We start from the raw sequence: 13,304 nt of genomic DNA on the forward strand, positions 1-13,304 counted from the left end.
CGTTCTAGATTGGGAGCTATGACCGTCGACACCAATACGCAGACTCGAGGCGGTGGATTGTGGAACATCGCCGCCGAGGAACCGGATCGAATCGCCCTGGTGGATCCGATCGGCGGCGAACATAGTTTCGGCGAGTTGGCCTCCACAGCAAACAAATACGGACGCGGCCTCCACGATATTGGTCTCCGGCCCGGTGACAGCGTCGTGATGATGTTGCACAACAGTGCCGACCTCGTCGCGTTCTATTTCGCGGCCTTGCAGACCGGGTTGTACATCGTCGCCGTCAATTGGCACCTCACCGGACCCGAGGTTGCGTACATATTGAAGGACAGTGAGGCGAAAGCCTTTGTTGCATCGGATCGTTTCGCGGAAGCAGCGACTTTCGCCGCCGAGGAATCCGGGGTCGAAGGCCGGTTTTCCGTTGGCGCCATCGACGGTTTCACCCCCCTGCAGGATCTCGGCGAGTCCGAGGAACGGCCGGAGATCCGCACCCTGGGTGGGCCGATGCTCTACACCTCGGGAACGACAGGAAAGCCGAAAGGTGTCAGGCGCCCGCTCACCGGCGCCGACCCCGACCAGGTGCCACTCGCATCGAGTGGCTTCTTCGGAATCTTCGGGATCAAGCCCTTCGACGATCACGTGCATATCTGCGGGTCGCCGTTGTATCACACGGCTGTTCTCAACTTCGTAGTTATTTCGATTCAATTGGGGCAGAAAGTAATCCTGATGGATCGGTGGGATCCGGAAGAGATGCTCGCCTTGATCGACCGCCACCGCGTCACGCACAGCCATATGGTCCCGACACAGTTCCACCGCTTACTGGCGTTACCGGAAGCCACGCGAGCGCAGTACGACGTGTCCTCGCTCCGCTTCATGATCCACGGTGCTGCGCCGTGCCCGCTCGAGGTCAAGCGACGCATGCTCGAGTGGTGGGGGCCTGTGGTGACCGAGTACTACGCAGCAACGGAGGGCGGTGGGACCGTCATCTCGGGCGAAGCATGGTTGCGCAAACCTGGATCGGTGGGCACTGCATGGCCCAACTCCGTGGTCAAGGTGCTCGGCGACGACGGAAGCGAACTTTCGGTGGGTGAGCCGGGGCAGATCTACATGCGGATGGGTGGCTCCAGTTTCGAATATCACCACGACGAGAAGAAGACCGCGGAAGCGCGAGTGGGTGACCTTTTCACGCTCGGCGACATCGGCTACGTCGACGAGGACGGGTATCTCTTCCTGTGTGATCGTAAGTCCGACATGATCATCTCCGGGGGAGTCAACATCTACCCCGCAGAGATCGAGGGTGAGATGATCAACCACCCCAAGATCGCCGATATCGCGGTATTCGGTGTACCCCATGTGGATTGGGGTGAGGAGATCAAAGCCGTCGTACAGCCGGAGTCGGGTGTCGAGCCCAGTGACGAACTCACCGAGGAGATCATGGCATTCGCGGGTGAGCGTTTGGCCAAGTTCAAGCTGCCGAAGTCCGTGGACTACGCAGCCCAGCTGCCCAGAGATCCGAACGGAAAGTTGTACAAGCGCACACTGCGGGATCCGTACTGGCAGGGGCGCAGCAACATCTAGAGCGGATCGTGCTGCACGTGCTCCATCGGCGTACCGTTTCTGCGCAGTGCGTACATGGTCGTACGCACCATCGAGGGAGACCCGGATATCTGAATCTGTCGATCTGCCCATGATCCGAATTGCGTTACTACAGTGCTGATCTGACCGTAGAGTTGACGGTGCATTCCCCACGGCAGTTCACGCGTCGGACCGGAGTGCCACCATGGGTCTTCGTAATCCTCGGTTACCGGAATCACCGTCAGCCATGGATTCGACAGCGAAATCTGCCACAGCGTTTCGATGTCGTACAGATCGCATGGGTACACGCCGCTGACGAACAGATGAACGCGTGGGTTGGTGCTGCGCAATGCCATGTCCATGATCTGCGCTCGTAGCGGCGCGATACCGGTTCCGCCGGCAATCATCAGCACGTCCTCGGGGCTGTTTCGATCGATCGACATGCCGCCGAGCGGAGGGCTTATCGCCCATCTGTCGCCGACCGACACCTCGGAGACCATGGCCGGACTGACCCATCCTCCCGAGACGCGACGAACGTGAAATTCTATCTCCCCCTGCGGATTACTCGGTATCGCCGGTGAAAGGTATCGCCACAGATTGGGGCGCTGTGGAATCCGAACGCTGACGTACTGGCCCGGGTAGTAGGGAATCGGCTCGTCGACCTTCAGTCGAATGATCGCCAGATCGTCGAGTATTCGGTGGTGCTCGACGACGGTTGCACCCCAGTACGGAGGCAATTCGTCGTTGTCCGCTGCTACCGCCATGCTGCGGCTCACTGCATCGAGCGTGTCGGTCCAGGCCGCTTCGACTTCCTCGGTCCACACCTCGTTACCTACGAAACCACGGAAGGCTGCAATGAGCGCGGACTGCCCTGCACGAAAGTGCGAGCCGGTGATTGCATGCTTTCGGTGATCGCGTCCGAGCTGCTCCAGAAACGGTTCGACCCGGTCCGTCTTGTCGAGGTTGTCGAATATGTAGCCCAGCGCAAGAACGAAATGGCGACGAAGTTGATCCATCGAGACCGGAAAGAGCGTCCGGAAGTCCGGATTCTGTGCGAACAGGTGCGCAAAAAAGGAGCGAGCCAACCGATCCGGACCATCCTCGGCGGACTGCACCGATTTGAAACCGGCCCGGATCAGGGCAGTAGTTCGCTCGTCCTGCATGAACCAACCTCCGTCCCAGTAGCCGCCTACCAAAATAGACGAACGGAGGTGACGATAGTCGACCTCTCCTCGATCAGGCGCCGCTCTTCACCGAGGTCCGCAGAACTCCGTCGATGATTTCGACGACATTGTCCATGGCGGATAGATGAGAGTGGTCGTGTGTGACGACCACTGTAGCGGTCGCGTTTCGGTGCGTCAGGGTGGTGATGAGGTCCAAGATTGCCGCACCGCGTTCTCGGTCCAGCGCGCTGGTGGGCTCGTCGACGAGCAACACCGCGGGGTCGTTCATCATGGCTCTGACGATGTTGACCCGCTGACGTTGACCACCGGAAAGTTGGTTCGGTCGCTTGTCGGCTTCCTTGCTCAGCCCGACGGAGTCGAGCAACGCCAACGCTTTTTCTTTCGCAGCCCGCGGAGAGTCACCGTTGATGTGTGCGATGACCTGTAGCTGCTCGGCTGCGGTCAGCGAGGCAAGCAGGTTCGGTTGTTGGAAAACCATGCCGACCTTGTTGCGGCGCAGAGTGGTCAAGTCGCCGCGGGAAAGCGACTTCGTCGATACTCCATCGATGACAACCTGACCATGATCTGGCGTGATCAAGGTTGCGGCGACGGCGAGCAGACTGGACTTCCCGGAGCCGGACGGTCCGATAATCGCTGTCATCGTGCCCTTTTCGACGGTCAAGTCGACGCTGTCCAAGGCGGTCAGGCGTCCGGCGCCGTCAGGGTAGGTCAGAGTGATGTCGGTCAGGTTCAAGCTCATCGTGCGCTCCCGAGTGCAGTAAGTGGGTCAACCGAGGTGATGCGGTTGATGGACAACCCGGCGCCCATCGCGCCGAGGATGATGATGACCAGTGCGGGCAGTGCCACCGTGCCGATATCGAGTACGAACGGGACTGTCCCGCCGACCAGCGCTCCGACGCCGGCGGCCAGTGCGGTTCCGATTGCAGTGCCTGCGACCAGAAGTACGACTGCTTGGCCGAGCGCATCTCGCAACAGGTAGCCGGTGGACGCGCCGAGGGCTTTGAGTACGGCGACGTCACCGGTGCGTTGGATGGTCCACACGGTGAAGAATGCACCGATGACCAGGGCTGATATTGCGAACATGAAAGCGCGCATCAGCTGCAGCGAACCATTTTCCGAGGTGTAGGAACCGATTGCAGATTTGGCATCGGACGTGGTCACGGTGTCGGTGCCGATCTGAGTGTCGGCTGCGGCCAGGTCTGCAGTGTCGCCGCTGGTGGTCAAGCCGATCACGGTGGCCGACAGAGGGCCGGTGGACGAGCCGCCGGTCAGAGTCTGCCAAGCTGCCAGGTCCATGAAAATCACCGGGGTGTGGCTGTAGGACGCGTCGCCATCGATCGCTGCGACGGTCAGACGCTGCCCACCGAGGCTGAAGTCGTCGCCGGTGCTCACGTCGAGCTCGTCGGCTGCGGAAGTCGACAGCACGGCAGTTCCGGGAACTATGCGGTCCGATTCCGGTGCCAGGGCCGAGCCTTGCTGTACGCCGAACGCAGAGATTGCAGCGCTGTGCTCACCGGCCTCGGCCTTGGTGGTGGTGATGCCGAGTGGATCGGCTCGGTCGACCCCATCGACGCTCGACCATTGTTGCCACATGGATTCTGTGACTTTGGAGTCGGTGAACGACACCGACTTACCCTCGGCAGGTTGGGAAAATGCCAGACGGTCCGCGGACAAGCCGGTAATGGCCGACGTGCTTTCCTTACCGAGCCCTGCAGTGAGCCCGGACAACAGGCCGACCAACATGGTGATCAGGATGATGACGGTACCCATCAGGGCGAACCGCCCCTTGGCGAACAGTAGATCTCTCCAGGCGACGAACACGACTTTTTGCCTCTCCTTGCGTGCCACCGAATCGGGTCCCGGTGACTGAGATCAACTCTGGTCGGAATCGGTGTGGACGGCATCGACCGGCAGACTGCATAGGTGAAGCCGTTAGGGGGAGGGCCCGCTACACCTTTCGGACGATGCAGTTTCGGGGTCGAACTCGATAAGCTGGGGTATCTATGGATCCGTCGTCGCTCACCCCACTCGGTCGCGTACTACGCGGCTGCCTCCATCTGATGTTCGTCGCATTGGTTGCGCTTTCGATCGTGCGAGCGGTTCTGGACGATGCGCCGCACGTGGTCGCGATTGTCGTCATCGCGGTGCTTCTCGGCGCGGTGTACACGGCAGGTGCGTTGTGGCCGAGGGCACGGACCTCTCGATCGGCGGCCGCGCAGTGGTTGGTAGCGGTAGGTGTCCTGTGGATCGCGTTGCTCGTGTTGAGTCCGGAGGCCGTCTACGTCGCGTTTCCGCTCTACTTTCTGCAATTACACCTGCTGTCCCCCAAATGGGGGCTGACCGCAGTTGTGGCGACGACGATCGCGGCAATCGGTGGTTTCTCCTGGCATCAAGGTGCACTCACTGTCGGAGTCGTCATCGGACCGGCGCTCGGAGCGACGGTCGCCGTTGCAGTGGTGTTCGGCTACGACGCTCTTTACCGCGAGAGTGAACAGCGGCGCAGGCTCATCGAGGAGCTCACTGCGACCCGCGGAGAACTGGCAGTGGCCGAGCACTCGGCAGGGGCCCTCGCAGAGCGCGAGCGTCTCGCCCGCGAAATTCACGACACCTTGGCTCAGGGTCTGTCGAGTATCCAGTTACTGCTGCGTGCGTCGGAACGAATGCTCCCCGAACGGCCGGACGAAGCGCGAGAACACGTCGTCCATGCACGGGAGACGGCAGTGAGCAATCTGGAGGAAGCGCGGCGTTTCGTTCGAGCCCTGACCCCACCCGACCTCGAGAACAGTTCGTTGTCCGCAGCTTTGGAACGCGTGTGCGCCAATGCCTTTCATACAGGTGGACCGGTAGTCGATTGGACGCTGTCCGGCACACCGGTTCCGCTGCCGATCGCGCACGAGGTCGCATTGCTTCGGATCGCGCAATCTGCCCTCGCCAACGCCGTTCAGCACAGTAATGCCGACCGAGTGGCGGTGACGCTGAGCTATATGGACACCGAGGTCGCCCTCGATGTCGTCGACGACGGAGTGGGTTTCGATCCCGATGCGCTTCCACCGCGCACAGATCGAGGATTCGGGCTACCGGGGATGCGCGCGCGAGCCCGCTCGTTGAACGGGACGATGGTGGTGGAGACCGCCCCCGGCGAGGGCACCGCTATCGCCGTCACTTTGTCGTTGGAGGTGCGAGCATGATTCGCCTTCTGCTGGCAGACGATCACCCGGTTGTGCGCGCCGGGTTGCGGGCCGTATTGGAGACCGAACCCGACTTTCAGGTGATCGCCGAGGCACGGACCGCCGAGGAAGCGATCGAAGTGTCCGCCGAGCTCGATGTGGACGTGGTGCTGATGGACCTGCAGTTCGGACCCGGAATGCACGGTGCCGAAGCTATCGCGGTGATCAGTGCTCGCCCGAACGGGCCGCATGTGTTGGTGCTGACGACCTATGACACCGACGCGGACATCCTTGCCGCGATCGAGGCAGGGGCAGCGGGCTATCTGCTGAAGGATGCACCCCCCGAGGAGCTCGCGGCTGCGGTTCGCACCGCGGCATCGGGCAAGTCCGCGCTCGCACCCTCGATCGCCTCACGACTGATGGACCGGATGAGGACGCCGGACAACGCGCTGACTCTGCGGGAGATCGAGGTACTGGGGTTGGTGGCAGACGGCCTCTCCAACCTGCAGATCAGTCAGAAATTGTTCTTGAGTCAAGCCACGGTCAAGTCTCACCTCGCGCACATCTACACCAAGTTGGGCGTGGATTCGCGGACCTCGGCGGTTGCCGCCGCGACTTCTCGCGGGCTGATGCGCCGCTGAAAGAGCGCATCAGCGAACTTGAGCGGAACAGACTCAACTTGAGTAGTGTTACATCCAGCGACACACGAAACGCTCAGTCGAGAAAGTAGGTGACCAGTGGACAGCTTCACCCCCACAACGAAAACGCAGGCCGCGCTCAGTGCCGCTCTGCAAGCCGCGTCCGCAGCGGGAAACCCGGATATTCGCCCGTCGCATTTGTTGGTGGCGTTGCTGGACCAAACGGACGGCATCGCCTCGCCCCTGTTGAAGGCCGTCGGTGTCGACCCGATTGCAGTGCGTACCGAAGCACAAAAATTGGTCGACCGCCTGCCCTCCGCTACAGGCTCGACAACCACTCCGCAGCTCGGACGTGAGGCGCTTGCGGCCATCACCGCAGCACAGGCACTGGCGACCGAACTGGACGACGAGTACGTCTCCACCGAACATCTGATGGTCGGCCTCGCGACCGGTGGTTCCGATGTCGCCAACCTCCTCACCGGCCACGGTGCGGGCGCCAACGAGCTGCGTGACGCATTCCAGGCCGTCCGGGGGAGTGCGCGCGTCACCAGCGCCGATCCCGAGAGCACCTACCAGGCCCTCGAAAAGTACAGCACCGATCTGACTGCTCAGGCTCGCGAAGGCAAGCTCGATCCGGTCATCGGCCGCGACACCGAGATCAGGCGCGTCGTCCAGGTCCTCTCGCGCCGTACCAAGAACAATCCCGTCCTCATCGGCGAGCCCGGTGTCGGCAAGACAGCCATCGTGGAGGGACTTGCGCAGCGGATCATCGCCGGCGACGTGCCGGAAAGCCTGAAGGGCAAGACCGTGGTGTCGCTCGACCTCGGCTCGATGGTCGCGGGCGCCAAGTTCCGCGGTGAGTTCGAGGAGCGGCTCAAGGCCGTACTCGACGACATCAAGAACTCGGCCGGACAGATCATCACCTTCATCGACGAGCTGCACACCATCGTCGGCGCAGGCGCGAGCGGTGAGTCCGCAATGGACGCCGGCAACATGATCAAGCCGATGCTCGCCCGCGGTGAACTGCGACTCGTCGGAGCCACGACACTCGAGGAGTACCGCAAGTACATCGAAAAGGATGCCGCCCTCGAACGTCGATTCCAGCAGGTCTACGTCGGCGAACCCTCGGTCGAGGACACCGTCGGAATTTTGCGTGGCCTCAAGGAACGGTACGAGGTGCACCACGGCGTTCGCATCACCGACTCGGCTCTCGTTGCTGCCGCCACATTGAGCGACCGCTACATCACCGCACGGTTCCTACCGGACAAGGCAATCGACCTGGTCGACGAGGCTGCGTCGAGGCTGCGCATGGAAATCGACTCGCGACCCGTCGAAATCGACGAGGTGGAACGGTCGGTTCGTCGGCTCGAGATCGAAGAGATGGCACTCGAGAAGGAAACCGACGACGCGTCGAAAGCTCGGCTCGAGAAGCTACGTGCGGAGTTGGCGGACTCCCAGGAGAAGCTCAACCAGTTGAGCACCCGCTGGCAGAACGAGAAAACGGCCATCGACTCCGTGCGTGTTCTCAAAGAAGAGCTCGAGAACCTGCGCGGTGAATCCGAACGCGCCGAGCGCGACGGCGATCTAGGCAAGGCCGCGGAGTTGCGCTACGGCAGGATCCCGACTCTCGAGAAAGAGCTCGCAGCCAAGACCGAGTCGACGCCCGCACAGGAAGGGCTCATGCTCAAGGAAGAGGTCGGCCCGGACGACGTCGCCGATGTCGTCGCGGTCTGGACCGGAATTCCCGCAGGCCGGATGCTCGAGGGTGAGACAGCGAAGTTGCTGCGCATGGAAGACGAGTTGGGTAAGCGTGTCGTCGGCCAGAAAGATGCCGTCCAAGCGGTGTCCGACGCGGTCCGGCGAGCACGCGCCGGGGTCGCCGATCCGAACCGTCCGACAGGATCGTTCCTGTTCCTCGGTCCGACTGGCGTCGGCAAGACCGAGCTCGCGAAAGCGCTCGCGGACTTCCTCTTCGACGACGAACGCGCAATGGTTCGCATCGACATGAGCGAGTACAGCGAGAAGCACGCTGTGGCGCGACTGGTCGGCGCACCTCCGGGTTACGTCGGTTACGAAGCAGGTGGGCAGCTCACCGAAGCAGTCCGCAGGCGTCCGTACACCGTCGTGCTGTTCGACGAGGTCGAGAAGGCGCACCCGGACGTCTTCGACATCCTGCTCGCCGTGCTCGACGAGGGCAGGTTGACCGACGGCCAGGGCCGCACGGTCGACTTCCGCAACACCATATTGATCCTCACCTCGAATCTCGGGGCAGGTGGTGACAAGGATCAGGTCATGGATGCGGTCCGTCGAGCGTTCAAGCCGGAGTTCGTCAACCGCCTCGACGACGTCGTCGTGTTCGACGCTTTGTCCGAGGAACAGCTCGAGTCGATCGTCGACATCCAGCTCGGCCAATTGGCCAAGCGTCTTGCTGCTCGACGATTGACGCTGGAGGTTTCTCCGGCGGCGAAGATGTGGCTGGCGTCGCGCGGCTACGACCCCATGTACGGGGCTCGTCCACTGCGCAGGCTGACCCAGCAGGCAATCGGCGATCAGCTTGCCAAGCTGCTGTTGGCGGGCAAGGTTCGCGACGGCGACGCCGTCTCGGTGGACGTGAATCCCGACGGGGATCAGCTGATCCTGAGCTGACGGACGCTTCGCTGATGGAAGGAGGGCCGACCGGATACTTTCCGGTGGGCCCTACTTCGGACGTACCCTCGTGAACATGACGAATCCGGATGAGCCGCGTGATCGGCCGCAGGGCAGCGATCGGTCCTGGGCAGATGGCACCGCGAACCCGCCGCCCGAGGGATCCGAGAACGATCAGCCCACCGAGGTCTGGCAACGCCAGCAAAACCAGGGTGGTCAGCAGTATCAGCAGTACCCGGACTCCCAGCCTTATCCACCGGGTGAGCCTTACCCAGGTACACAGCCCTACCCAGGTTCACAGCCCTACCCAGGTTCACAGCCTTATCCGACGGGTCAACCGTATCCGGATCAGCCCACTCAGCAGTTCGGCTTTCCACAGTCACAGGTTCAGGGGTACGGGCAGCCCTATCAACAGCAGCCGAACCCGACTCAGGCCATGCCCCCGTACGACCCCAACCAGCAGTACGCCGCCAACCAGCAGTACGCGGTGAACCCGGAGCAGTATGGTCAGCCTCCCGGTTACACGGGGGAGACGCCGGTCGAGGGAGACAAATCTTCGGGTGGTTCCGGCGGTGATTCGTCCAACAAGTGGCTCGTTGCTCTCCTTGCACTGGCAGTCCTTGCCGTCGTGATACTCGCCGGTATTCTCTTTCTCACCAACCGGTCTTCCGATTCCGAGGTCACTGCGTCGCCCGGAATCACCAGGACGCTGCCTCAGAGTTCGGCGCCGCTGCCCAGTACACCGGGTCGCGCGCCCGTCGTTCCTTCGGCGCCCGGTGGACTCGTGCCCGGTGGGATTCCGGAGGTCCTCGGTGGGGCCGGTGCTGCGGTCGGAACCATCACCGCGATCGACGGCGCCACCATCTCGATCAACGGTGTCGACGGAGCTCCGGTCACGGTGACTACGACCCCGAAAACCGAAGTCATCTCCCTCTCGGGATTCGACCTCTCCGATTTGAAGGTCGGATCCTTGGTCGTCGTCAATGGGGCACCTGTCGAAGGCGGTTCCATCACGGCCGAGGTCATCATCGAAGTGCCCAAATTCGGTGGCTGAACCCTCCCGGCTCCATCGACGCAGGCACCCCAACCAGCACGCTATAAGGTGATCACCGATGACGGTAATGTGGTTCGGACTAGCAGTGATTGCGCTCGCGGGTGCGGTCGCCCTTCTCTATGTCGATCGATCGCGCCGCGACCAGCTCGGGCGAGTTCGACAGATGTGGGCGAAGGCCCAGGGCTATACGTACGCCCCGACGGATGATCAACTGATCTCGCACTTCCATCGGGCGGCGCTGGCCAAACTCGACGATGCGATTGCTCTCGACGTCGTCCGAGGCGTGCGCAGGGGCGAGAAGTTCGTGCTGTTCGACGTCGAGGAGACTTCGACCATCGTGGCAGTCAAGCGTCCCGTCGGGTCCGACGTCGATATCGATCTTCGTCTCAAGTCGACTCCGCCTCCGCGTGAGAAGGACATGCAGTTGCTCGGGGCGATCGGCCCGCGCGTCGTGTTCGCCACCGATATCGAAATCGCTCGCCGGGTCTGCGACCAGCGCATGGCGGCCTTCACCGAGTCCGTCCCGGCACACGTGTCGTTGCTGTGGAGCGAAAGCGAATGGGCGCTGGGGTCGGTGCCGCTGAGCAGCACGGGTCGTGATTGGGACGCCGCTATCGACGCCGTGGCCAGACTGTCGGGACTTCTCCACGTGCTGCCGCCCGTCCGGAACCGCCAGGCAGCCCCCCGACCCGACGTGCCGCGTCGCCGCCCCGACATCGACGCGGGCGGGCATGCGCCGAACCGTCCGCAGGCACCCGCACCCGCACCCACACCCGCCGCCCGGCAGGCTCCGCGCCCGCCCGTATCCGCACCCGTGGACCCGCCGCGACGCCCGAGTGGCCCGACCCCGATCAATCGCGATGCAGAACGGCGTCGACGCGAGTCCTGAGGACCGATGATCGATCGGAACGACGCCGGGTTCTTTCAAGACGCCATCAAGTGGCGTCGAGCAGATAGCCTTCACGTCTATGACTGCTGAGTCGATCGAACCTGTGTCCGCACCCGCATCGCGCCCCGTCGCGCTAGTCACCGGTCCTACTTCGGGACTCGGCGGCGAATTTGCACGTCATCTGGCATCGCGTGGCTACGACCTCGTGCTCGTCGCTCGCAACGAGTTGAAGCTGCGAGCCCTCGCCGACGATCTGCGCGTCGGATTCGGTGCGAACTCGGAGATCATTGCCGCGGATCTGGCAACCTCGGCTGGGCGTGAGGCCGTGATCGCGCGTTTGGAACTGGGCGTCGAGTATCTGGTCAACAACGCGGGCTTCGGTACCTCGGGTGAATTCTGGACCGCGGACCCCGAACTGCTGCAGTCGCAGTTGGACGTCAATGTCACCTCCGTCATGCACTTCACCCGAGCAGCGCTTCCGTCGATGGTTGCCGCGGCCAAGGGCACAGTGATCAACGTTGCGAGTGTTGCCGGCTTGTTGGCCGGACGAGGCTCCACCTACTCGGCGTCGAAGGCATACGTCATCTCGTTCTCCGAAGGATTGTCCGGTGGTCTCGCCGGCACCGGTGTTCAGATCCAAGCCCTGTGCCCTGGTTTCATCAAGACCGAGTTCCATCAGCGGGCGGGTATCGAAATGTCCTCGATCCCGAGATTCATGTGGTTGAGCGTCGAGCAGGTCGTGCAGACCTCTATGAAGGATCTGGACAAGGGCAAGGTCATCAGCATTCCTGGCGCACAGTACAAAGTACTGACGGCCGTCGGCAGCAAGGTGCCCAAAAGTGCGGTCCGGAAGCTGACCAACCTTGTCGGGCGAGGACGCGGACGGACCTAATTCGCGCGACGCGGGCGAGCCTGCGGGCGTGTCGGGCCGAACACCGATAAATTCATACCTCGTGACTGTTTTTGTGGTTCTTGCGATCCTCGTACTCGTTCTCCTTGCCTACACGGCGAGCCTCGAACGGCGGGTTCGCCGCTATACCTCGCGTACCGCGGCGAGTCGATATCTCGTGACCGTCGAACTCGATCGCCGTCACGTTCAGCTGGAGCCGTTCATCGCTGCCGTCGAGTCCTCGGGGCTCGATCCGAAAACAGTTCGTGCCCTGGTCGGTGCTCGATCGTGGTCCAAAGCGGTCCGCGAGCGCGAACTGGGTCTCAACACACAGGCTGCCGCGGAGAATGCGCTGTCCGCCGCAGTGCACTCGGTGCTCGCGGAATCGGACATGCATCCCACGCTCAAGACCAGTTGGGCCTTCCAAGGTCCCGCCGGGGATCTGGAGACGACCGAGAAGCGGATCGCAGGCGCAGTGCGGGTGTACAACGACAACGCATATCGACTCTCGCTGGCGCGTACGACTTTTCCGTCGAGGCTGGTAGCGAAAGCGTTGAAGGTGCCGGATCCGGAACCGTTCGTCGAGCATGCCGCGTCGGCCGGTGAACAACCGGAGGACTTGCCCGCGCAGCTTGCCTGATCCTCTGTCGGTCGAGCGACGCGGAGTCGGTAGATTCTTCGGAGACGACCGAAGGGATTTCTCCATGGCCATCAGCGCCGACAATGCCGAGCGGGCCGAACTGGCCGGGCTCGTACGTGAACTTGCCATCGTCCACGGCAAGGTGACGTTGTCCTCGGGGAAAGAGGCCGACTACTACGTCGACCTACGCCGTGCGACGCTCCACCACCGAGCGAGCGCGCTGATCGGTTCGTTGATGCGCGAACTGGTCGCGGATTGGGATTTCGACTCGGTCGGCGGGTTGACGATGGGCGCCGATCCCGTTGCGTTCGCAGTCATGCATGCGCCGGGTCGTCCGATCGACGCGTTCGTCGTGCGGAAGGCTGCGAAGGCGCACGGAATGCAGCGCCAGATCGAAGGACCCGACATTGTCGGCAAGCGCGTGTTGGTTGTCGAAGACACCACAACCACCGGCAATTCGCCACTTACTGCCGTCGCTGCGCTGCGGGAGGCGGGTGCGACGGTCGTCGGAGTTGCCACCGTGGTGGACAGGGCAACTGGTGCGGACGACGTCATTGCCGCCGAGGGGCTCGAGTATCGTTCGCTCCTCGGACTGGGAGATCTAGGGCTGTAGGGCCTCGGT

12 protein-coding genes are annotated in these 13,304 nt (G+C 62.6%); 9 read left to right on the forward strand and 3 right to left on the reverse strand.

Annotated features, from left to right (window positions below):
- Window positions 1–18 precede the first annotated feature (18 nt).
- Window positions 19–1,578, forward strand: coding sequence for an acyl-CoA synthetase (locus E5720_RS12830; RefSeq protein ID WP_136170972.1), 1,560 nt, complete (start codon window positions 19–21; stop codon window positions 1,576–1,578).
- Here the strand turns inward: E5720_RS12830 and E5720_RS12835 are convergent.
- The 3 genes from E5720_RS12835 to E5720_RS12845 form a co-directional block, all read right to left on the reverse strand.
- Complete coding sequence (locus E5720_RS12835) at window positions 1,575–2,738, reverse strand: FAD-binding oxidoreductase (protein WP_136170973.1); 1,164 nt, start codon at window positions 2,736–2,738, stop codon at window positions 1,575–1,577. The genes E5720_RS12830 and E5720_RS12835 overlap by 4 nt on opposite strands.
- Before the next feature lie 73 nt (window positions 2,739–2,811).
- The gene (locus tag E5720_RS12840) at window positions 2,812–3,498 is read right to left on the reverse strand and encodes an ABC transporter ATP-binding protein (protein WP_136170974.1); all 687 of its coding nucleotides are present in this window, start codon (window positions 3,496–3,498) and stop codon (window positions 2,812–2,814) included.
- Window positions 3,495–4,607: an FtsX-like permease family protein gene (locus tag E5720_RS12845; protein WP_247595948.1), complete on the reverse strand. Its 1,113-nt coding sequence runs from the start codon at window positions 4,605–4,607 to the stop codon at window positions 3,495–3,497. Before E5720_RS12845 ends, E5720_RS12840 begins: the two co-directional genes overlap by 4 nt.
- Before the next feature lie 155 nt (window positions 4,608–4,762).
- Between E5720_RS12845 and E5720_RS12850 the strand changes: the two genes are divergently transcribed.
- The 8 genes from E5720_RS12850 to pyrE all read left to right on the forward strand — a co-directional run bounded on the left by E5720_RS12850 (window position 4,763) and on the right by pyrE (window position 13,295).
- Window positions 4,763–5,947: a sensor histidine kinase gene (locus E5720_RS12850; protein WP_168708347.1), complete on the forward strand. Its 1,185-nt coding sequence runs from the start codon at window positions 4,763–4,765 to the stop codon at window positions 5,945–5,947.
- Window positions 5,944–6,567: a response regulator transcription factor gene (locus E5720_RS12855; protein ID WP_136170975.1), complete on the forward strand. Its 624-nt coding sequence runs from the start codon at window positions 5,944–5,946 to the stop codon at window positions 6,565–6,567. The genes E5720_RS12850 and E5720_RS12855 overlap by 4 nt, the downstream gene beginning before the upstream one ends.
- 96 nt (window positions 6,568–6,663) lie before the next feature.
- A complete protein-coding gene (clpB, locus tag E5720_RS12860; protein WP_136170976.1) occupies window positions 6,664–9,210 on the forward strand; it encodes an ATP-dependent chaperone ClpB in 2,547 nt (848 codons plus the stop codon).
- Between the two features lie 76 nt (window positions 9,211–9,286).
- Window positions 9,287–10,264 (forward strand): DUF5666 domain-containing protein, encoded by a 978-nt coding sequence (locus E5720_RS12865; protein WP_247595949.1) that lies wholly within the window; start codon window positions 9,287–9,289, stop codon window positions 10,262–10,264.
- 67 nt (window positions 10,265–10,331) lie between these two features.
- Window positions 10,332–11,153 carry a hypothetical protein gene (locus E5720_RS12870; protein ID WP_136172666.1) on the forward strand — a complete coding sequence of 274 codons (822 nt, stop codon included), beginning with the start codon at window positions 10,332–10,334 and terminating at the stop codon, window positions 11,151–11,153.
- 103 nt (window positions 11,154–11,256) lie between these two features.
- Window positions 11,257–12,045: an SDR family oxidoreductase gene (locus E5720_RS12875; RefSeq protein WP_210730054.1), complete on the forward strand. Its 789-nt coding sequence runs from the start codon at window positions 11,257–11,259 to the stop codon at window positions 12,043–12,045.
- A 61-nt stretch (window positions 12,046–12,106) separates the two neighbouring features.
- Window positions 12,107–12,682 (forward strand): LemA family protein, encoded by a 576-nt coding sequence (locus tag E5720_RS12880; protein WP_136170979.1) that lies wholly within the window; start codon window positions 12,107–12,109, stop codon window positions 12,680–12,682.
- Between the two features lie 64 nt (window positions 12,683–12,746).
- Complete coding sequence (gene pyrE, locus E5720_RS12885) at window positions 12,747–13,295, forward strand: orotate phosphoribosyltransferase (protein WP_084345867.1); 549 nt, start codon at window positions 12,747–12,749, stop codon at window positions 13,293–13,295.
- Window positions 13,296–13,304: the final 9 nt, after the last annotated feature.

This window comes from Rhodococcus sp. PAMC28707 (assembly GCF_004795915.1).
Taxonomy (GTDB): domain Bacteria; phylum Actinomycetota; class Actinomycetes; order Mycobacteriales; family Mycobacteriaceae; genus Rhodococcoides.

Excerpts from the sequence above, each read along its gene's own strand:
- E5720_RS12850 (WP_168708347.1), top strand. The coding sequence starts at position 4,763 with ATGGATCCGTCGTCGCTCACCCCACTCGGTCGCGTACTACGCGGCTGC.
- E5720_RS12840 (WP_136170974.1), bottom strand. The coding sequence starts at position 3,498 with ATGAGCTTGAACCTGACCGACATCACTCTGACCTACCCTGACGGCGCC.
- pyrE (WP_084345867.1), top strand. The coding sequence starts at position 12,747 with ATGGCCATCAGCGCCGACAATGCCGAGCGGGCCGAACTGGCCGGGCTC.
- E5720_RS12870 (WP_136172666.1), top strand. The coding sequence starts at position 10,332 with ATGTGGTTCGGACTAGCAGTGATTGCGCTCGCGGGTGCGGTCGCCCTT.
- E5720_RS12855 (WP_136170975.1), top strand. The coding sequence starts at position 5,944 with ATGATTCGCCTTCTGCTGGCAGACGATCACCCGGTTGTGCGCGCCGGG.
- E5720_RS12835 (WP_136170973.1), bottom strand. The coding sequence starts at position 2,738 with ATGCAGGACGAGCGAACTACTGCCCTGATCCGGGCCGGTTTCAAATCG.
- E5720_RS12830 (WP_136170972.1), top strand. The coding sequence starts at position 19 with ATGACCGTCGACACCAATACGCAGACTCGAGGCGGTGGATTGTGGAAC.
- E5720_RS12865 (WP_247595949.1), top strand. The coding sequence starts at position 9,287 with ATGACGAATCCGGATGAGCCGCGTGATCGGCCGCAGGGCAGCGATCGG.